The 22,911-nt window shown below is 63.4% G+C and carries 23 protein-coding genes and 1 riboswitch; of the genes, 16 read left to right on the forward strand and 7 right to left on the reverse strand.

Translation table 11 applies throughout. From position 1 onward, the window contains the following. Positions 1 to 22: 22 nt before the first annotated feature. Together FHS06_RS05960 and FHS06_RS05965 are read left to right on the forward strand one after the other, a co-directional pair. Complete coding sequence (locus FHS06_RS05960) at positions 23 to 820, forward strand: SDR family NAD(P)-dependent oxidoreductase (RefSeq protein ID WP_167046702.1); 798 nt, start codon at positions 23 to 25, stop codon at positions 818 to 820. Beyond that, positions 820 to 1,752, forward strand: coding sequence for an SDR family NAD(P)-dependent oxidoreductase (locus tag FHS06_RS05965; protein WP_167046705.1), 933 nt, complete (start codon positions 820 to 822; stop codon positions 1,750 to 1,752). The genes FHS06_RS05960 and FHS06_RS05965 overlap by 1 nt, the downstream gene beginning before the upstream one ends. Before the next feature lie 140 nt (positions 1,753 to 1,892). Here the strand turns inward: FHS06_RS05965 and FHS06_RS05970 are convergent, their stop codons facing one another. Both FHS06_RS05970 and FHS06_RS05975 read right to left on the reverse strand, forming a co-directional pair. Further along, positions 1,893 to 2,141 (reverse strand): hypothetical protein, encoded by a 249-nt coding sequence (locus FHS06_RS05970; protein WP_167046708.1) that lies wholly within the window; start codon positions 2,139 to 2,141, stop codon positions 1,893 to 1,895. 118 nt (positions 2,142 to 2,259) lie between these two features. Next, positions 2,260 to 3,681, reverse strand: coding sequence for an AAA family ATPase (locus FHS06_RS05975; protein ID WP_167046711.1), 1,422 nt, complete (start codon positions 3,679 to 3,681; stop codon positions 2,260 to 2,262). A 98-nt stretch (positions 3,682 to 3,779) separates the two neighbouring features. Between FHS06_RS05975 and FHS06_RS05980 the strand changes: the two genes are divergently transcribed. Continuing rightward, complete coding sequence (locus FHS06_RS05980; RefSeq protein WP_167046713.1) at positions 3,780 to 4,331, forward strand: DUF6578 domain-containing protein; 552 nt, start codon at positions 3,780 to 3,782, stop codon at positions 4,329 to 4,331. 27 nt (positions 4,332 to 4,358) lie between these two features. On the opposite strand, the gene nagA is transcribed toward FHS06_RS05980, so the two are convergent. Next, positions 4,359 to 5,528 (reverse strand): N-acetylglucosamine-6-phosphate deacetylase, encoded by a 1,170-nt coding sequence (nagA, locus tag FHS06_RS05985; protein ID WP_167046716.1) that lies wholly within the window; start codon positions 5,526 to 5,528, stop codon positions 4,359 to 4,361. Then, the gene (locus FHS06_RS05990; protein WP_167046719.1) at positions 5,515 to 7,020 is read right to left on the reverse strand and encodes a beta-N-acetylhexosaminidase; all 1,506 of its coding nucleotides are present in this window, start codon (positions 7,018 to 7,020) and stop codon (positions 5,515 to 5,517) included. The genes nagA and FHS06_RS05990 overlap by 14 nt, the downstream gene beginning before the upstream one ends. Positions 7,021 to 7,109: 89 nt before the next feature. Next, a riboswitch (ZMP/ZTP riboswitch) is annotated at positions 7,110 to 7,194 on the forward strand. A 39-nt stretch (positions 7,195 to 7,233) separates the two neighbouring features. On the opposite strand from FHS06_RS05990, the gene glyA reads away from it, so the two are divergent. Genes glyA through FHS06_RS06010 form a run of 4 tightly spaced genes read left to right on the forward strand, consistent with a single transcriptional unit; the run spans position 7,234 to position 11,112 of the window. Continuing rightward, positions 7,234 to 8,508 carry a serine hydroxymethyltransferase gene (glyA, locus tag FHS06_RS05995; protein ID WP_167046721.1) on the forward strand — a complete coding sequence of 425 codons (1,275 nt, stop codon included), beginning with the start codon at positions 7,234 to 7,236 and terminating at the stop codon, positions 8,506 to 8,508. A gap of 56 nt (positions 8,509 to 8,564) precedes the next feature. After that, positions 8,565 to 9,452, forward strand: a complete 888-nt coding sequence (locus FHS06_RS06000; RefSeq protein WP_167046723.1) for a bifunctional methylenetetrahydrofolate dehydrogenase/methenyltetrahydrofolate cyclohydrolase — start codon at positions 8,565 to 8,567, stop codon at positions 9,450 to 9,452. 4 nt (positions 9,453 to 9,456) lie between these two features. Continuing rightward, positions 9,457 to 10,773: an amidohydrolase family protein gene (locus tag FHS06_RS06005; RefSeq protein ID WP_167046725.1), complete on the forward strand. Its 1,317-nt coding sequence runs from the start codon at positions 9,457 to 9,459 to the stop codon at positions 10,771 to 10,773. 51 nt (positions 10,774 to 10,824) lie between these two features. Further along, positions 10,825 to 11,112 (forward strand): hypothetical protein, encoded by a 288-nt coding sequence (locus tag FHS06_RS06010; protein ID WP_167046727.1) that lies wholly within the window; start codon positions 10,825 to 10,827, stop codon positions 11,110 to 11,112. Positions 11,113 to 11,130: 18 nt separating this feature from the next. Here FHS06_RS06010 and FHS06_RS06015 read toward each other — a convergent pair whose 3' ends face one another. Further along, positions 11,131 to 12,117 (reverse strand): PDR/VanB family oxidoreductase, encoded by a 987-nt coding sequence (locus FHS06_RS06015; RefSeq protein WP_167046729.1) that lies wholly within the window; start codon positions 12,115 to 12,117, stop codon positions 11,131 to 11,133. Between the two features lie 192 nt (positions 12,118 to 12,309). Between FHS06_RS06015 and FHS06_RS06020 the strand changes: the two genes are divergently transcribed. Genes FHS06_RS06020 through FHS06_RS06035 form a run of 4 tightly spaced genes read left to right on the forward strand, consistent with a single transcriptional unit; the run spans position 12,310 to position 16,463 of the window. After that, positions 12,310 to 13,572 (forward strand): amidohydrolase family protein, encoded by a 1,263-nt coding sequence (locus FHS06_RS06020; RefSeq protein WP_167046731.1) that lies wholly within the window; start codon positions 12,310 to 12,312, stop codon positions 13,570 to 13,572. After that, a complete protein-coding gene (locus FHS06_RS06025) occupies positions 13,569 to 14,330 on the forward strand; it encodes an ABC transporter ATP-binding protein (RefSeq protein WP_167046734.1) in 762 nt (253 codons plus the stop codon). Before FHS06_RS06020 ends, FHS06_RS06025 begins: the two co-directional genes overlap by 4 nt. Next, the gene (locus FHS06_RS06030) at positions 14,327 to 15,205 is read left to right on the forward strand and encodes an ABC transporter permease (RefSeq protein WP_167046737.1); all 879 of its coding nucleotides are present in this window, start codon (positions 14,327 to 14,329) and stop codon (positions 15,203 to 15,205) included. Before FHS06_RS06025 ends, FHS06_RS06030 begins: the two co-directional genes overlap by 4 nt. A 55-nt stretch (positions 15,206 to 15,260) precedes the next feature. Further along, entirely contained in the window at positions 15,261 to 16,463 is a 1,203-nt protein-coding gene (locus FHS06_RS06035; RefSeq protein WP_167046740.1) for a hypothetical protein, read from the forward strand. Between the two features lie 92 nt (positions 16,464 to 16,555). Here FHS06_RS06035 and FHS06_RS06040 read toward each other — a convergent pair whose 3' ends face one another. Further along, positions 16,556 to 17,152, reverse strand: a complete 597-nt coding sequence (locus FHS06_RS06040; RefSeq protein ID WP_167046743.1) for a cyclodeaminase/cyclohydrolase family protein — start codon at positions 17,150 to 17,152, stop codon at positions 16,556 to 16,558. 86 nt (positions 17,153 to 17,238) lie between these two features. Between FHS06_RS06040 and FHS06_RS06045 the strand changes: the two genes are divergently transcribed. Beyond that, on the forward strand, positions 17,239 to 18,276 hold the full coding sequence (locus FHS06_RS06045; protein WP_167046746.1) for a methylenetetrahydrofolate reductase: 1,038 nt from the start codon (positions 17,239 to 17,241) through the stop codon (positions 18,274 to 18,276). Next, positions 18,273 to 19,298: a methylenetetrahydrofolate reductase C-terminal domain-containing protein gene (locus FHS06_RS06050; RefSeq protein WP_167046749.1), complete on the forward strand. Its 1,026-nt coding sequence runs from the start codon at positions 18,273 to 18,275 to the stop codon at positions 19,296 to 19,298. Before FHS06_RS06045 ends, FHS06_RS06050 begins: the two co-directional genes overlap by 4 nt. Before the next feature lie 14 nt (positions 19,299 to 19,312). On the opposite strand, the gene FHS06_RS06055 is transcribed toward FHS06_RS06050, so the two are convergent. Then, positions 19,313 to 19,915, reverse strand: a complete 603-nt coding sequence (locus FHS06_RS06055; RefSeq protein WP_243845262.1) for a helix-turn-helix domain-containing protein — start codon at positions 19,913 to 19,915, stop codon at positions 19,313 to 19,315. A 184-nt stretch (positions 19,916 to 20,099) separates the two neighbouring features. Between FHS06_RS06055 and FHS06_RS06060 the strand changes: the two genes are divergently transcribed. From FHS06_RS06060 to FHS06_RS06070, 3 genes are read left to right on the forward strand one after another with little or no spacing between them, the layout of a single operon-like run. Next, a complete protein-coding gene (locus tag FHS06_RS06060; RefSeq protein WP_167046752.1) occupies positions 20,100 to 21,422 on the forward strand; it encodes an FAD-binding oxidoreductase in 1,323 nt (440 codons plus the stop codon). Then, complete coding sequence (locus tag FHS06_RS06065) at positions 21,419 to 22,216, forward strand: creatininase family protein (protein ID WP_167046755.1); 798 nt, start codon at positions 21,419 to 21,421, stop codon at positions 22,214 to 22,216. Before FHS06_RS06060 ends, FHS06_RS06065 begins: the two co-directional genes overlap by 4 nt. Next, positions 22,213 to 22,860 carry a pyridoxine/pyridoxamine 5'-phosphate oxidase gene (locus FHS06_RS06070; RefSeq protein ID WP_243845263.1) on the forward strand — a complete coding sequence of 216 codons (648 nt, stop codon included), beginning with the start codon at positions 22,213 to 22,215 and terminating at the stop codon, positions 22,858 to 22,860. Before FHS06_RS06065 ends, FHS06_RS06070 begins: the two co-directional genes overlap by 4 nt. Positions 22,861 to 22,911: the final 51 nt, after the last annotated feature.

Below are 22,911 nucleotides of genomic sequence, written 5' to 3' on the forward strand. Positions count from 1 at the left end.
CAATTTGTGCTAGGAATGGACCATGAAGTCCAATGAAGAAGAACTTGCCTCGCTCACAACGGATGCGCGACTCGCTGGTCAGACCGCCCTCGTCACCGGTTCCAGTAGCGGTATCGGCGAGGCGATCGCCCGAGTGCTCGCGGCGTCGGGCGCAGAAGTTATCGTTAGCGGCCGCGATGCGGGTCGTACACAGGCCGTCGTCACGATGATCGAACAGGCGGGCGGCACCGCATCAGCTCTCGTCGCCGATCTTGGCGCGTCGCCTGCCGACGTTCGACACTTCGCTAGCGAGGCGCTGGCTCTGGCTGGCGGCAGGATCGACATTCTGGTGAACAATGCTGGAATCTATCCGGCGACTGCCACTGCCGATCTCAGTGATGACGACCTCGACGCCGTGCTCGCCATCAATATCCGTGCTCCGCACGTGCTCGTCGCGGCCCTCGCTCCGACCATGGCCGAGCGCGGGAGCGGATCCGTCGTGAACATCGGCTCATGGATGGCCCGTGTCGGTCTGCCGTTCGGCGCGATCTACACGGCGTCGAAGGCGGCACTCGAGCAGATGACGCGCACCTGGGCCGCCGAGTATGGGCCGCGCGGGGTCAGCGTCAACACCGTCGCGCCCGGGGCAACGAGCACTCCGGGCAACGCCGAGAGTGCTGACGTCTTGGCCGCGATGACAGCTGTCACTGTTGCCGGACGCCCGGTGCGGCCCGTCGATGTGGCCTACGCCGTTCGGTTCCTCGTCTCGGGTGAGGCGTCGTTCATCCGCGGCGCCGTCGTAGACGTCGACGGCGGAATTGCGCACACGAGGCTCAGCTAATGCCCGACCCGCGAGAGGCGTTCGACGCTGAGTCAACGGCGCTCCAGGTCATTGACGGAATCGACCTACGAGGCAGTACGGCGATAGTCACGGGCGCAGGATCTGGGATCGGCGTCGAAACGGCCCGCGCCCTGGCTGCGGCCGGTGCGGCGGTCACTCTCGCCGTCCGCGACGTCGCGAGAGCGGCCCAGGTGGCTGCGGACATCCGCGCCAGCACCGGCAACGGCGCTGTGCGGGTGGCGCTCGTCGACCTTGCCGATCTCGGATCAGTTCGTTCTTTCGTGGATGCCTGGTCGGGGCCACTCAACCTGCTCGTGAACAACGCTGGCATCATGGACTCGCCCGAAATGCGGACTCCGCAGGGGTGGGAGATGCATTTTGCGGTCAACCACCTCGGCCATTTCGCGTTGGCGCAGGCCCTGCACCCGGCGATGCTGTCGGCGGGTGGCGCGAGGATCGTATCCGTCAGTTCGAGTGGGCACGGTTCCTCGGGCATTCGGTTCGACGACCCGTTCTTCGAACGAGACCCGTACGACCCGGGGCTCGCCTATGGGCAGTCGAAGACGGCCAACGTGCTCTTCGCCCTCAAGGCGACGCGACGGTGGCACGGCGATGGAATCGCAGCAGCCGCGGTCATGCCCGGTGGCATCTGGACCAACCTGCAGCGTCACTGGAACCCTGCCGTGCTCGCCGACATGAAAAAGCGCTATGCCACGAAGACCGTCGAGCAGGGCGCTGCGACGTCAATCTACGTGGCGACGCGGGCAACGCTGGGCCCCGGGACTCCCGCGTACTACGAGGACTGCCATCCGGCGAAGGTAGTGAGCGCAATCGAGGGCGGAGTGCACGGGGTTCTGCCGCACGCGCTGGATGCTGTCGCGGCGGAGAGGCTGTGGGAGGTGTCTGTGCGACTCGTCGCACAGACAGATTAGGTTCGTGCACATAAACCTTGCCGCAAATATCCCCACACGCGTCGCCGTGTGCCAACGCTGATAAACCCATCGCTTGAGTAACCGGGCCTCAGCACTCGTTTTTGGCATCAACTGACACCCAATACTGTCCACCGGCCGATTTAGAGTGCGTCAACGATGACGATCTTGCCACGCACGCCCCGGCCAGAAAAAGCACGATGCGCGTCCGCAATATTGGCGAGTGGGTAGGTTTCGGGCCCGACGCCTCGTCCACCACTTCCTGCCCTCGTTTGCCGTGTGGGACGAGAGCGCGAACGGCGTCGCCGACGTCGCCAGCGAATAAACGCGAGCTGGGTGCCTTCGCCCGTAGTCCGGAAGAGCATCGTCAGCAGATCTTCGTCGCGGGCCACTGCAACTGCGGTAGATCGGCGTTCACGGAGATCAACCTGGAGGAATGGAAAACAGTTCAGTTTCTAGGCGGAACTGCTCGACGCCTGGACATCTCGGCGGATGCCCTGACCATCCGAACTAGTACCCGAACGTAATATGCCCTGGGGCGTCGAGCTCTGATTCAGAACCATCGCCGCCGAACAGCACCCGCGAGATGCCCACCTGCGCGGCCAGCATTGCATCGAGTGCTTCCGTCAGATCGCTGTCTACGACATCGCTGCCTCGAACCGTCGCGTGCAGGACCGTTCGACGAATCAGCTCCTTCGCAAACGACGCTGTTACGCCTTCTGCGCGGTCGGCGGCCGCATCGAGCACTTCGCCGCTCAGAGGCACCGATGCTCCATACAGTCGGAACAACGCACGCCGCGCGGTAGCGTCCGGCAACGGAATCTCGACGGCCAGATCCACGCGACCCGGGCGTGCAGCGAGCGCGGGCTCGAGCACATCGGCACGATTCGTCGTGAGAATGAAAGCGATGTCGGTGTCGCCCTCGACGCCATCCATCGCATCAAGAATCTCAAACAACAGCGGTTGCGGTCCACCGAACATGCCGCGCTCCATCGCGACGAGATCTACGTCTTCGAGCACGACAATCGCGGGCGAGAGCGCACGCGCCAAGCGGGCTGCTTCGCCGACGTACGCGAGGCTTCCTCCCTGCAGGACGACAGCGGTCGTGCCTGGTGTTGCAGCGAGCAGGTGTCGCACTGTCAGCGTCTTTCCGGTTCCTGGCGGGCCGTAGAGGAGCACGCCACGCTTGAGATGCTGGTGCAGACTCCGGAGGCGCCCGGCGTGTGCGCCGATGTCGACTACGTGGCCGCGGATGTCATCGAGCAGGCCCGGGGAAAGTATCACCTCGGATGCTGCAACATCGGGGCGGGGCAAGAACGTCATGTGACCGATGCCTTGGCCGTACTCGCTTGGCGCGAAGCCGACAACGTTGCCGCGCACTACGCTCAGCTCGATCATGAGCTGCTGTAGCTCTGTCATGAATTCCGATGCCACAGTCGCGTCCGAGCAGAGGACTTCTAGCGATGCGGACTCGCGACCGAACATGCGGTTGGCTGCACGCTGCAGGACGACGACCGCGACGCCACCGAAGTGCAGCATCCTGAGTCCAAACGAGACGGTTTGACGCGTGCTCGATGGGCCGGTCGCGGCTGTCGCGTACTCGATCTGTCCCTCGCGAAACTGTGTAAACCGATGCACTAAGAGCCCAGCAAGGTCCTCGTGTTGACGCTCCTGACCGCCGCCGATGCCGACAATAACCGCTGATTTGTCACGCGCGGCGAGCGCGTCTAGTGCGATGTCCGCATCGACAAGTCGGTGCGGAGGTAGGTCTTCGCGCAGCAGTGGAAGGCCAGCGGGATCCACGCCGAGATAGTCCCGCACTTTCAGGCCGATTGGTGTCAGTGCTGCGTCACGGTCATCTGGCATTTCGTTCAGGCGCTGGACCAGACGCTGAAGGTCACGGACGAGGTCTGCATCTTCGCTCTGCGGCATGGCATCACGCTAGCAAGTGCGGGTGTCGACTGACTATGCCTCGTGCGCTCACACTCAGGAAGGTGCGCTTGTGGGGTGGCCTGGTTAGCGTAGGCGTTATGACGCAAGTCTGGCTAACGCATTGGGAGTGGGCGTGCTGCGGCGATGCCTTCGCCTGCGGAGATGACGTCGACTTCGGAGTGAGAACGCGGGCAGCACATTCGGTGCTTGCCGACGAGCTCGGCGCGGACCTCGCAGCAACAGTCGATGCGATCGAGTCGCATCACGAGGAAGAATTTCCCGACCGCGTGCGGGGTCGTGTCACCGCGGTGAACGTTGTCACCCGCGAGGTGCGCGAACGTCGCTCGTTGCGCAAGCCCGGGCACGGCGCACCGCTATCTGCTGAGATGCCGGCGGCTGGAGAAGCTTGGCCGAACAATCGGATGGAGCTTGGAAACGGTGTCTGGGCGGGAGCGCGACCGTCGCGATACGTGATCGAAGTCGTGCCTGTTCCCGGCACCGTCGCCCTTTCGCCTGTGCGAGGCGTCCGGCTCAGCGAGGCTGAGAGCGACGACTCACTGCCATCGTTCCCAGATTCCACTACCGTTCCGCGGCCTGAGCGTACTGTGCGCGTGTCGATCGGTTGGCTCGTCGACGTCGATGAGGAGTAGCGCCTCATTGCCGCGCCCTGAAGCAGGCTATGCGACGGGTCGCCCCGCGCACCACACCGCGCGCACGGTGAGGTCGGTGTTCAGCAGCACGGCGTCGGCAAGAAAACCGGGCGTCAGCGCGCCGAGGGAGTCGGCATAGCCGATGGCGCGCGCGGGTGTTGACGTCACCGCGGCGATGGCATCGACGAGCCGCACGCCGGCTGAAACAGCAGTGCGCACTGCGGCATCCTGCGTGAGGGTTGAACCGGCGATCGTGCCGTCGCCCAGCCGCGCGACCCCATCTTCGACCGTGACCTCCAGCGACCCGAGCACGTACTGGCCATCGGATGCCGCAGCCCCGGCCATCGCGTCAGTCACGAGTGCGATGCGACCCGGCGCCGCAGCGAACGCGAGGGCGACCATCTGCGGGTGCACGTGCACGCCGTCTGCGATCACCTCGAGGGTGATTCGCCGATCGGCCACCGCAGCGCCGATGGGGCCCGGTTCGCGATGGTGCAGCCCGGGCATCGCGTTGAACGCGTGCGTGAGAATCGTTGCCCCGGCATCGAAGGCCGCTGCAGTCTGATCGAGCGTCGCGCCGGTGTGGCCGACAGCCGCAGCGGCACCCGCAGCGGCACCGGCAGCGACGATCTGCCGCACAGCGTCGAGGCCGCCTATCAGCTCGGGGGCAAGGGTCACTTGGCGAACCGTGCCGCTCCCGGCGTCAAGAAGCATCGCAATCCGTTCAGCCGTGGCGTCGGTGAGGAGAGATGGGTCGTGCGCACCCTTATGTGCGTGCTCGAGAAACGGACCCTCGAGGTGCGAGCCGAGAATGTCATCATCTGTTTCCGACAGAGCAGCGACTAGAGCAACCCGCTCCGCGAGGAGACCCAGCGGTGCTGTAACAAGAGAAATGACTGCCCGTGTTGTGCCGTGCGCCCGGTGGGCGGTGCGCGCAGCGCGGATTGCGTCCGCTCCGTCGTCGTAGGAGAAACCGCCGCCGCCGTGGCCATGAATGTCGATGAAACCTGGTGTGAGAACACCGCCGCGGGCGTCAGTCACCGTCGATGAATTGTGGGCATGTGCACGCCACGTGTCACCCGTGCCGGTGCCGAGGATGCGTTCGCCCTGCCACGCGACCCAGCCGTTGCGGGTCTCGACGCCGTCGGAAATTACCCGCGCCGAATGAACGACCGATACGTGCTCAGTCTTCGTCATATGCCCATTCGACCCCGGCTACGCGGGTAAAAGCTATTCCGGTGCGCGACCAAAGCGGGCCGAGCCCGGCCACGCGACCGCGGAAAGACTCCCAGTCGCGCTGCTCCGGCTGCGACCACGCGGCCTCGGCGGCCGCTGCGATGCGAGGAAACGCCATCGCGTCGATGTCTGCGGCGTCGACGATTGTTTCGGTCCATAGCGGCGCTTCGACGCCGAGGATTGCGTCTTCGCCGATGCCCTCGATGATGCTCGTCGGCTCCCACCGGTACGAGCGTTCGAGGCTCGTTGGGCCGTTTGCCCAGGTGAGGCCGAGGCGATCGCTGTCGTTCTCTTTCATGTCGAGGTACACGGCATCCGCGGGGGAGAGAATCAGTCGCGAACCATGCGCGACGAACGCACGCGCTTTCTCCGCAGAGTCGGCGGTGGGCGCAACGAACCCCCAGTACTGACCGACCGTGCTGGGTGCAATGTCCGGCGCGGCTCCCGCTTCATGCCACGCGATCGGGGTTTTGCCGAGCTTTGCCACGATCGCCGTCACTCGGGCCATGAATGCGGCGAAATCGGCGGGCGGAGTGCCGAGCGCCTCATCGCCACCCACGTGCAGGTACGGCCCGGGCGTCATCGCTGCAAGTTCACCGAACACAGCCGTGAGAAATTCGTCGGTCGCGGCACTGTCGATGATGAGGGAGGAGAACCCCACGGCAAGGCCGATGTAGGGCACACCCGGTGTCGGCATGCCGCCGCCGAACTGCGCTACGGCATCGTCGACCGCTTCGCTGACTGCGGGCGGTGCAGCAATCTCCGGATACCCGAGCCCCACGGCATGAGTGTGACCGGGCACATCGAATTCCGGGACCACCGTCATATGGTGCGACGCGGCATACGCCACGATGTCGCGGTAGTCGCCCGCGCTGAAGTATCCGCCGGGTTTGTCGCCGACGCTGGTTCCCGCCCCTGACCCGGTGAGCTCGGGGCGCGACGACAGCTCGAGTCGCCAACCCTGATCATCGGTCAAGTGCAGGTGCAGCACATTGAACTTCAGCGCCGACGCTCGGTCGATGTAGCCCCTCACAGTATTGACACCGTGGAAGTGGCGCGCCACGTCGAGCATGACGCCACGGTATTCAAAGCGTGGAGCGTCGGTGATCTCGACGGCGGGCAGAATCCATTCGCCGTCGTGCCGGGCGACGAGCTGCACGAGAGTGTGCACACCGTAGAAGAGGCCGGCGGCATCCGGGGCCTCCAACTGCACGCCTTCGGGGGTCACCCGCAACCGGTACGACTCGGGTTCGCCGTGCTCAATGAGCGCGCAAAAGAGCTGCGCATCCGCGCCGGTTTCAAGTGCCAGACCCGTGCGCTGTGCAAGTAGCTGCGCGCAGAGAGCGGATGCCGCGGCCTCACCGCCGACGACAACTCCGCTGCCGAGCAGAAAGGTTCCGTCGCCCACGTGAATCATCGCCGGGGCGGGCACAACCGCGGGGCGCTGAGTCATGGAAATACCCTCACGCCAACAGAACACTTCATGTAAGGAACCCTAACTAATTGCCAACGCGGGCAACAGGGGGCAAAGATCCGATATGCTCGCATCGTCGCAACTGGCGTTGAGGTGGGCTACCACCGGGAAGCGACTGATAACGGCATTCGATCGCTCGCCTGGGCCGATGCGGACACATCTATCCGAAAAGCCGTCGTCAGGGAGCCTGCCATGACCGATCAGTATTTCAACGCCCCACTTTCTGAGGTTGATCCCGAGATCGCCCAGGTGCTTGAGCGAGAGCTTGACCGCCAGCGCGGATTCCTCGAGATGATCGCCTCCGAGAACTTTGTTCCAGTATCTGTCTTGCAGTCGCAGGGCTCGGTGCTCACGAACAAGTACGCCGAGGGCTACCCCGGTCGCCGCTACTACGGTGGCTGCGAAGAAGTCGACGTTGCAGAAGAACTCGCAATCGAGCGCGCGAAGGCACTCTTCGGGTCCGAGTTCGCCAACGTGCAGCCGCACTCCGGTGCGACAGCGAATGCCGCCGTGCTCCACGCCATTGCTCGTCCCGGCGACACGCTCTTGGGCCTCGCGCTCGACCAGGGTGGGCACCTCACGCACGGGATGAAGATCAACTTCTCGGGTCGCCTCTACAACATCGTGGCGTACGGCGTTGACCCCGAGACATCCCTCATCGACATGGATGAGGTGCGTCGCCTCGCGATCGAGAGCAAGCCCAAAGTCATCATCGCCGGGTGGTCGGCGTACCCGCGTCAGCTTGATTTCGCACGCTTCCGCGAAATCGCTGATGAGGTCGGCGCCTACCTGTGGGTCGACATGGCTCACTTCGCTGGTCTCGTGGCCGGGGGCGTCCACCCGAGCCCCGTGCCGCACGCCCACGTCGTGTCGACCACGGTCCACAAGACCATCGGTGGACCCCGCTCCGGAATCATCCTGACCAACGACGCTGATCTCGCGAAGAAGATCAACACTGCCGTCTTCCCCGGCCAACAGGGTGGACCCCTCATGCACGTCATCGCGGCGAAGGCCACGGCGTTCAAGCTGGCGATGACTCCTGAATTCCGCGAGCGCCAGGAGCGCACCGTCCGCGGTGCATCGATCCTTGCCGATCGCCTCTGCCAGAAAGACATCGCGGACGCCGGCATCTCGGTGCGTTCGGGCGGAACCGACGTGCACCTCGTGCTCGTTGATCTTCGGAACGCCGAGATCGACGGCAAGCAGGCGGAAGACCTGCTGCACGACATTCGCATCACTGTGAACCGCAACTCGGTGCCCAACGACCCGCGCCCTCCGATGGTGACGTCAGGGCTCCGTATCGGCACGCCGGCGCTCGCGACCCGCGGGTTCGGCGATGCTGAATTCACCGAGGTTGCCGACATCATCGCGCTCGCGCTGCTGCCCAACGCCGACGTCGCCGCCCTGCAGACGCGTGTCGCGGCACTCACCGCCGCGTTCCCGCTCTACCCGGGCCTGCACCAGTAAAACTCAATTCCGCACACACACGACTCGGGGCGAGGCCGCCTTGAGGAGGGAATGACATGACTGCACAGAAGCTTGATGGCGTCGCGACAGCGGCCGCGATTAAAGAAGAGCTGCGCCAGCGTGTTGTCGCGCTCGAGGCGCGAGGCAGCGTGCCAGGCCTCGGCACGCTGCTCGTCGGCGACGACCCCGGCTCACGCTCGTATGTCACGGGAAAACACCGTGACTGCGCCGAGGTTGGCGTCGCATCGATCTCGAAAGAGTTGCCGGCAACGGCGACTCAAGCAGAAATTGAAGCAGCGGTTCATGAGCTGAACGAAGACCCCGCAGTGACGGGATTCATCGTGCAGTTGCCGCTGCCGAAGGGTATCGATGAGAACCGCATCATCGAACTCATCGATCCGGCCAAAGATGCTGATGGGCTGCACCCGATGAACCTCGGTCGGCTCGTCTTGGGTGTCGACCCGGCGACAGCTGTTGCTGCGCCCCTCCCGTGCACTCCCGCCGGCATCATTCAGCTGCTTGAGCGTCACGGCATCGACATCGCAGGCAAACACGTGACGGTGATTGGCCGCGGCATCACGGTCGGTCGCCCGCTCGGCCTTCTGCTTACCCGCAAGGGTACGGATGCCACGGTCACGCTGACGCACTCGCGCACAAAAGACCTGGCTGCCGAAGTCCGGCGCGCCGATATCGTCGTGGCAGCTGTCGGTCAGCCTCACATCGTGCAGGCCGACTGGATCAAGCCGGGCGCTGCGGTGCTTGATGTCGGAGTCACCCGCGTCGGCACGACCGAGTCTGGTCGGGCGAAGCTTGCCGGCGACATCGATCCGGCCGTCTCCGAGGTTGCCGGGTGGCTCTCGCCGAACCCCGGTGGTGTCGGTCCGATGACGCGTGCTCTGCTCGTGGCCAACGTCGTAGAGACTGCGGAGCGCCTGGCAAGCTAGCAGGATGCTGACACTCTCCGGCGCTGAGCGCATCATGATCGATCCCGCCGACGAGCGGGATGGCGATCTTCATATCGCCGATGACGGTCGTGTTGCCGGGTCTGGCGCGCCAGGCGGCGAGACGTGGGATGTCACGGGCTGTGTTGTCACCCCTGGGCTCGTTAATGCTCACCACCACCTCTTGCAAACCGGCTTTCGCACCCTGCCGGGCACGCGGGGCGTGCCAATGCGTGAATGGCTCCCGGCGATGGCGGCGGCATATGCACGAGCGGGAATAGATGCGTCACTCACTGGAGCTACCGCGGCTGTTGGCCTTGCCGAGTCTCTCCTGAGCGGGGTCACCACGACCGCCGACCATCAGCTCAACTGGCCGAATCCGAGCGGCTCGACCGATCCTGTCGCCGACACCGTCGCCATTGCGCGTGCCATCGCGGAGTCGGCAACGGCTCTCGGTGCGCGTCTCGTGTTCGTTCGCGGGTCTGCCCGTGACGACCCCGAGCAGGCGGCCGCGAGCGCCGAGGCGATCGCTCAGGCCCTCCTCGCCGGCGGTCATGACGGCGGCGTCACTCATGACGGAATGCTGCAGCTCGCCGTTGGGCCCGCCGGAGTGCACTCCGATAGCGAAGCAACGTTTCGGCTGCTCGGCGAGGTGGCCGCGCGCCACGGTCTTCGTCGCCGCACTCAGGCCAACGAGCAGGTCGATACCGAGATCGCTCTTGAGAAGTACGGGCGGCGCCCGCTCGACCTCCTCGAAGACTGGGGATGGTTGTCGTCGGATGTGACTATCGCGCATCTGTGCGACGTGACGCCCGCCGAAATCGCGCGCCTCGCCGAAGGTGGTGTGACGGGCACCCACGCGCCCGGTTGCGATGTGCCGATGGGCTGGGGGATAGCGCCCGTGCACGCCCTTTTGGAGGCGGGTATCGAGGTCGGCCTCGGGACGTCTGGCGGCGGATCGAATGACGCCGGTCACCTTCTTGCCGACGCGCGCCTTGCGATGCAGGTTTCTGGGCTTGTTGGTCCGCAGTTGCCTGCTCGCACAGTTCTGGCAATGGCAACAGCTGGTGGCGCCGCCGGCCTTGGCCGTACCGATATTGGGCACCTGCGCGAGGGTGCTCGCGGCGATCTGTGTGTCTGGGACGTCTCCGGCGTTTCGGACGCCGGCGTTGCCGACCCGATCGCCGGGTTGCTCTGGGCATCTCCCGGGCGAAAGCCCCGTCATGTGTTTGTCGGCGGTCGCCCAGTCGTCCGTGACTACGAGTTGGTGTCAGCGCGCGAAGCCGATCTCGTGGCAAACCTGAAAGCGCGAATCACCTCGTAGTTGGTCTTGAATTTTGTGTCATGCAACTCCAAACGACCAAGGGAACTGAACATGCAATACAAACTGATGAACGCCTCCGGTGCGTCGTGGCCGTTCTGGGCCGAAGACGGAGTGTGCGGGTACGGAGATCCGGTCTTACCCCCGGAGCTTGAGGCCGAGGTCACGAAGTGGGTAGCGCAGTTCGAGCAACACTTCGACGATGACGAGGGCTGGCCCGACAAGGCGACAGCCATTGCGCACCGTGCTGAGGGCGAGCGTTTGCTGCTTGCGATCGATGATGTGCTCCCGGCCGACATCATCACGCTCGACTACTGGGAGACCGCACACCGTACGCCGTGACAGCCGGCCGCGCGCCCGCTACAGATCGAGGACGATGCGTGGGCATGCCGCCCGCGAAACACAGGGCATCATGACGAGGCTCTCTTCTCGTTCCACCGGGGTGAGAATTGAATCGCGGTGCTCGATCTCGCCTTCGAGAACCGGTACTTCGCACGTGCCGCACGTGCCGCGACGACAGCTCGACAGCACAATCGTGTCCGGGGACTGCTCGGCAATGGCCTCAATGATGGTCTGCTCAGGTTCGACGGTGACCACGTCGCCGCTGAGTGCGAGTTCTACCTCGAAAGCTTCCAACCAGAGCGGCTCACCAAACTCTTTCGCTTCGAACCTCTCAACGTGCAGCACGCTGTCGCCCGCTGTGGCCAATCCTGATTCCAAGGCCTCGATAAGCCGCGCGGGGCCGCAGGCATAGATTGCTGTGCTTTCGTCCACGCTTTGAATCAGATCGTCAAGGCTCAGCCGTGCGCCTTCGTCTGCCGCGAAGACCCGCACGCGCGTCGGGTGCGCCGATGCCAGCTCCGCGACGAAGGCCATGGTCTCGCGCGAGCGGCCGGTGTAGTCGAGTGTCCAGTCAGCGCCCGCGGCATCCGCTGCCTTCACCATCGACATGATCGGCGTGATGCCGATTCCGCCCGCGATGAAGCGGTACGAGGTACCGGGTGTTACGTCGAACGAGAAGTGATTGCGTGGTCCGCGCACGCGCAGGCGCTGGCCGACTGCCACCTCGTCGTGCACGCGCACCGAGCCGCCGCGCCCATCGGCTTCGCGCAAGACGGCGACCCGCCAGGCTGAGCGGTCACTCGCGTCGCCGCACAGCGAATACTGCCGCTCGACGGTCGCTCCGCCGTTGACGGCGGGAAAAATGAGATCGACGTGAGAGCCAGGAGTCCACGCGGGCAGGTCTCGACCGTTGTGGGAGACAAGGTCAAGAGCAACGACCCCGGATGCCACATCGGTTCGTGCCGCGACCACCAGATCGCGCTCGACGTCACTGAAAAAGCTCACACTTGCTCCTGATCGATTATGTGGAACAACGTTAGCGATAGCGGGATCTTGCAATCGGTTCTATCGGTTGACGTGTAACAGAGACGCAACAGTGGCCGCTGGTCACGGAAACACGCTGCACGTTGAATGATCTTAATTGTTGGTCATGCCAACAGGAATTCACAACTCTGAGCTCCCCTGAAAGTGAGTGACATGCTTCTTCGCCGCCCCGACGAGCTAGTCCCCGGTGAGACCGTGCGGTCGCTGCGTGCCGTGACAGATCTTGACGGCACGGTTGTCTCAGTGGGGTTCGCGGATGGTCGCATCGTGAACAGGGATGCTGAAGGCCTCGCCGCAGGAGTGGATGTCGACGCATCGGACTGGATGCTGCTGCCGCCGATGGCCGACCTCCACGCGCACGTCGACAAGGCCTATACCTGGAGCGCGGCGGGTAGCCCCGAGGGCTCTCTCGAAGATGCCGTGTCATGTTGGCAGTCGTTCGGTGAACTTCTCACCTACGAGCAGATCAAGATCAATGCGCGCCGCCAGCTCACTGCCGCGATGCGTGCGGGCGTGACCGCGATTCGAACCCATGTGAACTATCACGAGGGACCAGATCCGCTTCGGGGAATTCGCGCCGTCATCGAACTGAGGGAAGAGTTCCGCGGTTTCGTAGATCTTCAGGTGGTTGCGATGCACGGCTACAACCGTGAATCTGACGTCATCCGCGAGGCGATCGGGCTTGGTGTTGATCTGTTAGGTGACGCACCCCACCTTTCTCCCGATCCCCAGGCTGAGATCGAACGCACTGTGCAGCTCGCTGAGGAAGCGGGACTCGGCGTTGATATCCACACTGACGAGACGCTCAACCCGAACTCTCTCGGAATCCGAGACCTCGCACGTCTGACGTCGCGCTGGCCGGCGTCGATGACGCGATCTGCCGGTCATTGCGTGAGCCTTGCGATGCAAACACCCGAAACGCTCGCGGTCGTGCTCTCAGAGGCTGCGGCTGCTGGCGTGAGCATCATCACGAACCCACTGACGAATCTCTACCTCCAAGGGTGGGAACATCCCACCGCCACTCCGCGTGCACTTCCTCCGCTGCGGTCCATTCTGGAGGCGGGAGTCGGTCTCGCAGCCGGAGGCGACAACGTTCAAGACCCGTTCAACCCGCTGGGAAACGGCGACATGATCGATGTTGTTGCTGCGCTTGTGCTTGCGGGACATCTGACGCCCCGCGCGGCGTGGGAAGTTGTCACCGCCGGGCGTGGACTCATGAATTTGCCCCGCGCGACGGGCGCTGTCGGCGATGTCGCCGACATGATTCTGGTACGCGCGACATCGGTCGCAGAAGCCGTCGCAGAGCGGGCCCCAGAGCGCATTGTGATTCGCGGAGGGCGAGTCATTGCTCGTCGCCGACTCGCGATTGATGCGGTCGATGTGAGCATCATCGAGGCGAAAGAGATCCGAGCATGACCCAACGAGCAGATCGCCCGGCGACGACCGTTCCGACGCTGAGCTTTGACAATGTGACAAAGGATTTTTCTACCGGAACGCGCGCGCTCACCGGAGTGTCGCTCGACATATCGCGAGGAGAATTCGTCTCGATTGTCGGTCCTTCCGGGTGTGGCAAGTCAACTCTGCTACGGCTGGCTGCGGGGCTTGAGGAGGTTTCGTACGGCACGCTCGACGTAGAAGCCGATGTCACAAGCTTCGTTTTCCAAGATCCGACACTGCTGGAGTGGCGGACTGCTCAAAAGAACGTCGAACTCGTCGGTGAGCTGGCGGGCGTCAGTCCATCAGAACGGCGTCGAAGGGCATCGGAGACCCTCGAGATGGTGGGCCTGGGAGGCTTCGAAGAACAGCATCCGCGTGAGCTCTCGGGCGGCATGCGGATGCGGGTGTCGATAGCCCGCGCTCTCGTCGCTGAGCCCCAGCTCGCCCTGTTCGACGAACCTTTCGGCGCCCTCGATGAAATCACCCGTTTGAAGATGCAGACCGAACTGCAGCGCCTTTTTCAACTGAAGGCTTTCGCTGCACTGTTCATCACTCACTCCATTTCGGAAGCGGTGTACCTCTCGAGTCGCGTTCTCGTCATGAGCGGTCGCCCCGGTCGCATCGTCGACGACATCACGTTGCCCTGGTCATATCCACGGCCTCCCGAGTTGCGGTATGAGCCGGAGTTCGGCCGCATCGCGGGTCACATTTCTCAGATGCTGGAGGTCAACGCATGAGCGGCGAAGTCACAGTAGCTGGAACACCGGTCGCGTCCACGCCACATCCGCCAGTCGCAACGGATGCGAAACGTTCGTCGGCTGGCGCGATGCGTCGCGCCGGTGCGCGGGCTTTTCCGATCCTTGCCGCGATCATCGGGCTCCTGGTGATTTGGTATGCCGTCTCATATCTCCTGCTCACCGAGAATCGCCGGTTCTTGCTTCCGCCACCGCATCAAGTCGTCATCGAGACGGTAGGAAACCCTCAAGTCGTCGCGCCGATGCTCGCCGCACTCGGACAGACGACGATCGTTGCCCTCGTGGGTCTCGCTTCCGCCGTTGTGATCGGTATGGGATGGGCCATATTGATGTCGCAGTCACGACTTGCTGAGCGAGTGCTCTACCCCTACGCCGTGATCTTGCAAACCATTCCGATTCTCGCGCTCACCCCGCTCATCGGGATCTGGATGGGATACGGCATACCGGCCCGCATTGTGGTGTGCGTCATCATCGCGGTTTTCCCGATGATCTCGAACACCCTATTCGGGCTGCAGTCTGCGGATGCATCGGCGCACGATTTCTTCACCCTCAACAAAGCGACGCGTCGTCAACGACTCATCAAGCTTCAGCTTCCCGCGGCGATTCCCTCGGTCTTTACGGGCCTGCGCAATGCAGCCGGACTCTCCGTGATCGGAGCGATCGTCGGGGACTTCTTCTTCCAGCAGGGCAGTCAGGGTATCGGTGGCCTGCTGCGCACCTACACGCTGCGATTGAACATGGAATCACTGTTCTTAGCCATCATTTTCACTGCCTTATTCGGCGTGCTGGTGTTCTCCGTGTTCGCTGCTCTCGACCGTGCCGTCGTCGGACGTCTGTTCGGCTGGAAGAACCGTTGACGGCTCCCGTACGCACCACCGCACCACACCATCTGCACATCACTAGGAGGAATCTGTGTCGAAACCCACTTTCGCGCGTCACTTTCAACGTTCCATTGCTGCTGGCATCGTGTTCTCTGTAGCGGTGAGTCTTGCCGCGTGCTCATCAGACAGCGAGCCCGAAGAAGCCGCAACAGGAGGTTCAGCCCCCGCGGCCGAGGCAGGGAGCGCACTCGATCTTTCGGACTCGTGCCCGGCAACAGTCGTCATGCAACAGGATTGGCAGCCGGAAGCCGAGCACGGCGCCATGTATGCCCTCGTCGGCGATGACTACACGATTGACAACGATGTGAAGTCGGTGACCGGCTCGCTCGTGGCCCAGGGCGTCGATACCGGTGTCGACATCGAGGTGCGCCCCGGCGGCCCCAACGTCAACTTCCAGCCTGTTCCGGCGTTGATGTACCTCGACCAGGACATCATGATCGGCGCGGTCAACACGGATGCGGCGATCGTCGCAGCCGCTGATCAGCCCACCGTCGCCGTTACGTCGCAACTGACCTACAGTCCGCAGATTCTGGTGTGGGATCCCGAGAGCCACCCCGGCGCCGACACAATCGCCGAGGCGGCGGCCGACGGCGCTCCGGTCGTGACGTCGGGTGACGTCATCCCCAACCTCCTGCTGTCGCAGGGGATGATCGATTCGTCGCAGATCGATCTCAGCTATGAGGGCACTCCGCAGCGTTTCGTTTCTGACCCGACGATCCTGCAGCAGGGTTTCGCCACGGCCGAGCCCTACATCTACGAGAACGAGATCTCGGAGTGGGGAAAGCCGGTCAGCTACCAGTTGCTCTCCGACGTGGGCTACTCGATCTACCCTGAACCTCTCGCGGTGCGGGCGGATGCTGTTGAAGAGTACAGCGGCTGCCTCGCCAGGCTCGTACCGATCATGCAGCAGTCTCAGATCGACTTCTTGAACGACCCGAGCGATGCCATCGCCTTGATCATGGACCTCGTCGACACGTACGACACGGGCTGGGCATACTCCGAGGGTGTGGCGGAATTCTCGGTGCAGCAGCAGCTAGAACTCGGCATCGTGCAGAACGACCCCGCATCGGGTGTCTTCGGCCAGTTCGACGAGGACCGGATGCAGTCGATCCTCGATGAGTTCGTCCCCTTCCTCGTGGAATCGGGCAGCATCAGCTCCAGCGACGCCGACGCGATTGACATCGATTCGCTCTACACGAACGAGTTCATCGACACCGACATTTCGATGAACTGAGAACTGACGACATGAGTGCCCACCTTCCCGCGTCGCGCAATTCATTGCATGGTTTCGCGAGCACGGGGAGGTGGGCGCGCGTCGGGTTCGTCCTACCCGGCGCTTGTCGTATTAGCAGCGATAGCAGTGAACCGATCCGCCAAGAGTTCGGCGTCTCTGCGAGCGGAGTGCAAGTACTCGATGTTTTGCTCACCCACCGCGGCGCTCGCACTGCTGGCTATATTGATGCAACTTGTGCGAATCGCTGCAGCGGTCAGCGCGGCGGAGACCGCGACGTCTGGCAGCAGCCTCGGCTCACCGTGTGTGCTCAGCCAGTCCAAGACATCAATCATGGAGCTCGCGATGCGCACCACCGCGATGCTCGATCGACCGGCTGCATCGATTGCGGCAGCTCGCGACGAACTGGTGGCGGAATGATTCCGGTACGCTGCGGCGAGGGCCGCCGAAGCCGCGGCATCATCGTCTGTTGCGCGCAGCGCGAGTTCTCTCACTCTTTGGGCAGTACGCAGTGTTCTCGTGCGGCTCCCGGATTCGGCGGCGTAGCCCGCTGCCATCTGGGCCGTTGCGGCACCGATCGCCAACACAACAGCACCCGCCGCACCGCCACCCGGAGCCGGGGTCGGCGAGGAAAGCTGTTCAATCCACTGGGTGAGCGTCGCCGATGCTGTCGAAATGTAGTCCGTGTCCACGCGGGCAGTCTAGGTGTGCACGCTACCAGCGAAGAACATGAGGTGATCCCGTGCGTGAAATGATGACCGGGACGTGCCCCAAACATATGGTTTTCGGGCCCTGCGGTGGCGTCCGAGAAGACGCACAGTGCGAGGCCCAAGACGCTCGCTGTGGCTTTATCGACGCGCCGACTCCATTGTGGTCGCCCTCGGCGCTCGCCGCTGGGCATCCTGACGGCCTTCGTGACCTTCGCGCTGACACTGGCGGACAGCATGCGGGGGCGATTCGGTTTGCGGAACGCCTGCGAAGCGAATGGGTAGTAACCGCCGACCTGATGCTCCGGGCAACCGACTCATCCGTCGTGGCCGACACATCAGCGCGCCTCGCGAGTGTGCTCTCAGCGGCTGTTCTCGGTGAGCTCGCCACAGCCGGTCCGACTCTTGCCCCCGCCCATCGTGCCGCTCTGATTCAAGCCTCTGGACTCAACGTGATTTCGGCGCTGACCTGCCGTGACCGCAATCGCGTCGCCTTAGAAGGCGAACTCGCGGCGCTCGCCGATGTACAGGTCGCCGCGGTGCTCGCACTGACAGGCGATTACCCGACGCGTCGCGATAAGGACACATCGGCGGCCGTATTCGATCTTGATTCCACGCGTCTCGCGGCGCTCGCCCACCGCGGCGGTCATCTCGTTGCGGTTGCCGAGCAGCCGGCCGCGCACCCTGTGGCCCGTCGGGCCGAGCGGCTGCGACAAAAGCTGAACGCGGGTGCGGAAATGTGCCTTGTCAACATGTGCGGCGGAGCGGATGCTGTCGCGCGCTTTCGTGAAGACCTCGAAATGATTGGCGCCGAAATCCCATTGATTCCGGTGATTCCAGTGGTGCTCTCTGCTGCTGCTGCCGACGGTCTCAGCACTCTCCCCGGGACGGTTGTCGAGCCGAGTCTTCGCGAACAACTGAGCAGAGCATCGCAGCCGGAGCAGGTGGGCATCAAATATGCCGTTTCGCTCGCGCACGAGCTTGCGGCGATCTCGGGTGTTGCTGGCGTCCATTTGAGTGTTTTCGGAATGTCCGATGACCCGACAGGCGTACGTGCGTCTCTCCTGTTGGCGGATATTGCCCACCGCATTCGAATGGAGGGCCGATGACTCTGACCGCGTGCCCCAAATCGATGACCTTTGGTCCGTGCGGCGGCGTCAACGAAGACAGCAGCTGCGAAGTTGATCCTGCACCGTGTGTCTTTCTGAGCCGGCACCTGCCGGTGTCATGGTCGGAACCTGCGACCGCCGCCACACCGAACGCAGCGACCGCAGCGGCGAAAGAAGTCGGACGGATCATGCGTCGGCGTCCCCTGGTGGTCACCGGGTTCCCGGTGCGGGCGATGACCTCGTGCGACGTTCCCCGCGTTGCCGACGTGCTGCGTGGCCGTGCCGACGTCGTGCTTTCGGGCGACGCTGGAACGTCAAGGACGCAGTTTCCGCCTTCGTACCGCGCGTTTCTCATGGCACAGGCCGGGGTTCGGGTGTGGATGGGGGTAAACGCACGCGACCGAAACCGTGCGGCCCTGGACCGGGAGATGCTGTCCCTGCAAGAAATAGGTATTGCCGGCATCCACTGCGTCACCGGAGATCACACGTTTACCGGGGATCGTCCCGATGCGCGTGCGGTGTTTGATCTCGAATCGACGACCATGCTTTCGCGCGCGCGCTCTCTGGGGCTTCTCACCTCTTTCGCGGAGTCACCTGCCGCACCTCCCATCGAAAAGCGCGGTGCGCGCGTGCGGGAGAAACAGCGTGCCGGTGGTCAGATGTGCTGGCCGCAGTACTGCGGCGATGTCTCCGACGTTGAAGCCTTCATCGCTACGTGTGGCGATGCCGGCGCCGATGTGCCCGTGCTGCCGGGGGTCCCTCTGGTCGTAGACCGCGAGGGTGCAATACTGCTGGCTTCATTTCATGCGGCCAAGCTTCCCACCGGGTTCATTTCACGACTTCTCAATGCGAAAGACGTGCGTGCTGAGGGGGTGCGCGCAGCGGTCGAGTACGGCGAATCGTTGTTGACCGCCGCGGGGGTTGGGGGAGTCGTCATCGCCGGTGGCACGCGCCATGGAGACGAGCTCGCGTATGCCGCGGACCTGGCTACGGTTGCTGAAGCGTTGGGGGGAGGATCATGACGAGCGTGCAGATGCTAACTGCTGTGCTGCTGCTCTTTGACGACCAGAACTCGGCAGGTGGCACCTTCTGGAGTCCGCCATTTGTGGCGCACTCCACCCTCGTAGTACGTGGAGTCACCGGCAGAAAGCGAAATCTCGTCCTCGTCGATGACGACGATCACTTCGCCTTCGAGGACGAAGATGAACTCTTCTTCGTCGTGTTGCCACCAGGTGGCGTCAGTGAAGCTGCCGGAGAAGATCATCGGTACAAAGCGAGCGTGCTGTTGCGCGAGAATCGTCACAGGCCCAGTCCCGGCATCGACGGGCGAGTCACCTTCGCCACGAAAGATGTGAAAACCGCCGGAAGGACGCTCGCCGGCATCTTCTGTGAGGAGCGCCTGTTGGGTTGTTCCGAGCGCGCGAGCGATGCGAAACAGCGACGCCATGCTCAGGCGTTCAACGCCTCTTTCCACTTGGCTGAGAAACGAATGCGAGAGCTCCGCTTCGGTCGCGGCCTGAGTGAGGGTCATTCCTCGGCTTTTGCGGAGCGCGCGAATTCGCGCTCCCAGCGCGCGCGACGACGACTCAGGGTCGCCCGGCGCGGGCATCGGCGACGTTGTCACGGTGGTTTCCGGCATGCCAGCACATTACCGCTACGCACATCAGGATCGACCGCCTTTGCCCACGGTCGTCGTCGAGGTGCTGATGCTTACCGAAACATGCCCCACGATAGAAGTGCCGCAATGGCATTCCATCCGACGAGTGACTCATCACCCGGCTCGTCGTGCTCTGCGTTCGGGAGATGCAGTGAAGGAGAATTCCATGACCGAGCCTGACTACTCCGCTTTGGAGCACGACCTTATTCAACTGCTGGGGCCACGCGGTGTCAGTCGCGACGCACGGCAGCGAGAAAAGGCATCCGTCGACGGTGCGCGGATGTCGCCCATCATCGCCGAGCTCCTCCCACTCGGTATCGCAGATCTTGTGGCGTTTCCCACCAACGCCGAACAGATCGCCGGAGTCGTCGCGGCTGCCGTTCGCCGCGGAGTTCCTGTGACTCCGCGAGGCAAAGGCACCGGTAACTATGGGCAGGCCATCCCGATGTCGGGTGGCCTGGTGCTTGATATGTCGCGGGCGCGCGCTGTTATCGGTGTGTCGGGCGACACAATCACAGCGGATGCGGGCGCACCCATCACCGCGCTCGAACAGGCCGCGCGCGCGGAAGGAAAGCAGTTGTGGATGTACCCGTCCACGGTGCACTCCACGATCGGCGGTTTTCTGGGGGGTGGCTCCGGTGGCACCGGAACGATCTTGCACGGCAGTAACGACGCCGGGTTTGTCTCAGCTCTCGACGTCGTGACGCCAGAATCCGACGGCGAGCTGCTGCACGTTGAAGGCGACGAAGCGCAGGGCTTTGTACACAACTACGGCACCGCGGGAATCATCGCGCGTGCGACCGTGCGACTTGAGCCCGCCCAAGACTGGCGTGGCTTGTATGCCTCGTTCACGGATTTCGCCGGTTCGTTGTCGGTACTTCGCAAGCTGGGACGCATGCAGCCCGCTCCGCGCTTGGTTTCTGCAGACACCCCACACATCACGGCTCAGCTGCCGCCCGATGACGCTTTCCCCGCCGGACGAAGCTCGTTGCGGATGATCGTCGACGCGAGCATTGTTGCCGAGGCATCCGCCATCATCGAGGGTGCAGGCGGTCGTATCGAAGACGTTCGTGAGGGGCCTTCAGTTTCGGCCGCGCTCTCGGTGCTGAGCTACAACCACCCGATCGAGTGGCTCCAGAAGTCCGAACCCGGCGTCTACTTTCACGTCGAGGTCTCGGGCGATGCGCTCGTCGACCGCATCGACGACGTGCACGCCGTGTATCCCGGTGGACTGTTGCACATCGAGGCCGGACACACCGTGCCAATCGGGATGCTGGCGGGTATCTACGAAAGCCCGGAAGCGGTGTACGCCGGAATCGAAAAGCTCGGCGAGCTGAAAGTCGGAGTCCACAACCCTCACCAGTGGAACGTCGACTTCCGACTGCAAGAAACACTCGAACTCGCGCAGAGCACAGACCCACAGGGCCTACTCAACCCGGGGAAACTCAACCCCGACTATGCCGGTCCCACGAAAGGAGCGATCCGATGAGCACGGCTTTTCGTTCAAACTCTCGCGCGTGGGCTGATCTCTCTGGACCATCCCTCGTTGCCGCAACATCGGAACGCTCGATCGCGGTGGTTCCGATTGGCGCGATCGAACACCACGGCCCCCACCTGCCGCTTCGTACCGACGCGCTCGTTGCTGAATCTGTCGCGGCGGCTGCAGTGGAGCGCGTGGCGGCGAACGGGATAGACGCCTGGCTTCTCCCGACGATCTCGTACGCGAAGTCGGATGAACACTATTGGGCTCCGGGAACCCTGTGGATGGAGGGCACGACGCTGCTCGAACAGCTCATCGAAATTGGCCGTTCGATTGCGATGACCCCCGTAAAGACCGTTGTTTTCGTCAACGGCCACGGCGGAAACGTCATGCTCCTCGGCTGGGTCAATCGCGAGCTCCACCGCCGATTCGGCTTGCGCTCATTCTCGATGCCTTCGGGCATCGCTGCGGCCGGCGACGGAATCGATGGACGCCCAGACGAACTCGGCCAGGGCATCCATGCGGGCTTTGGCGAGACGTCGATCGTCATGCACCTCGCCCCTCACCTGGTTGCGCCAGAACTGCCACCGCGCAATGTTCCCAAAAAGATCGCGGGCCTCCAGCACATCGGGTTCAACAAGAAGCCGGTCATGTTCGGCTGGACGAGCGACGACTTCGGGCCGAGCGGCGTGATCGGTGACCCCACCGGGGCGAACGCAGAAGACGGGGAGAGGTTGTTTACCGCAGGGGTCAACTTCGTCAGTGAAGCGCTCGCCGAGATCGACGGGTTCGAATTCGCATGAGCGGCGAAATGCAGCAGACAGCCACGACGGTTGTCGAGATCCCGCTCATCGATCACACCACCGATCCGGTGCAGTCGGACGACCCGATGCACGACCCGTCAGCGCTTGCCGCTGACTGGCTCCCAACGGCCGATGAGCCGCGCCTGCTGATGACGCTCTCAACGATCGACTCCGAAGGGTTCCCTCGAAGCCGCACCGTCATGCTGAGCGAGTTCGACGGCGAAAGCTTCTTTTTTCACACCGACACCCAAAGCCAAAAGGTGCAAGACCTGGCACAGAACTCGCGGGTTGCGCTCACTGTTTTGTGGCCCGGCTTCACCAGACAACTCGTCGTGCAGGGCACAGCATCGATTGCCCCGGCAGCTGAAGTATCAGATGCCTACGAGAAGCGCTCGCCCTACCTGCAGCAGCTTGCGTGGCTCAACACGACAGAGTACGCGCGGATGCCGCTGGCCACCCGCGTTTCGGAATGGGCTCACTATGCCGAGCGGGTGCCCGCACCACAGCAGCCGCAGGGTTGGGTGGGATACGCGGTGAAACCGCATCGCATGCTGTTCTGGGTATCTCACCCGAACGCTGCAAGTCGTCGTGTCGAGTACACGCGCAATGGCAGCGAATGGGAGCACCAATACTTGCCCGGATAGCTGCGCGTGTAACGCTGCTGGGTGTAAAGATGAACTGATCCATCCGCGCGT

This window comes from Microbacterium halimionae (genome assembly GCF_011761265.1).
Lineage (GTDB): Bacteria > Actinomycetota > Actinomycetes > Actinomycetales > Microbacteriaceae > Microbacterium > Microbacterium halimionae.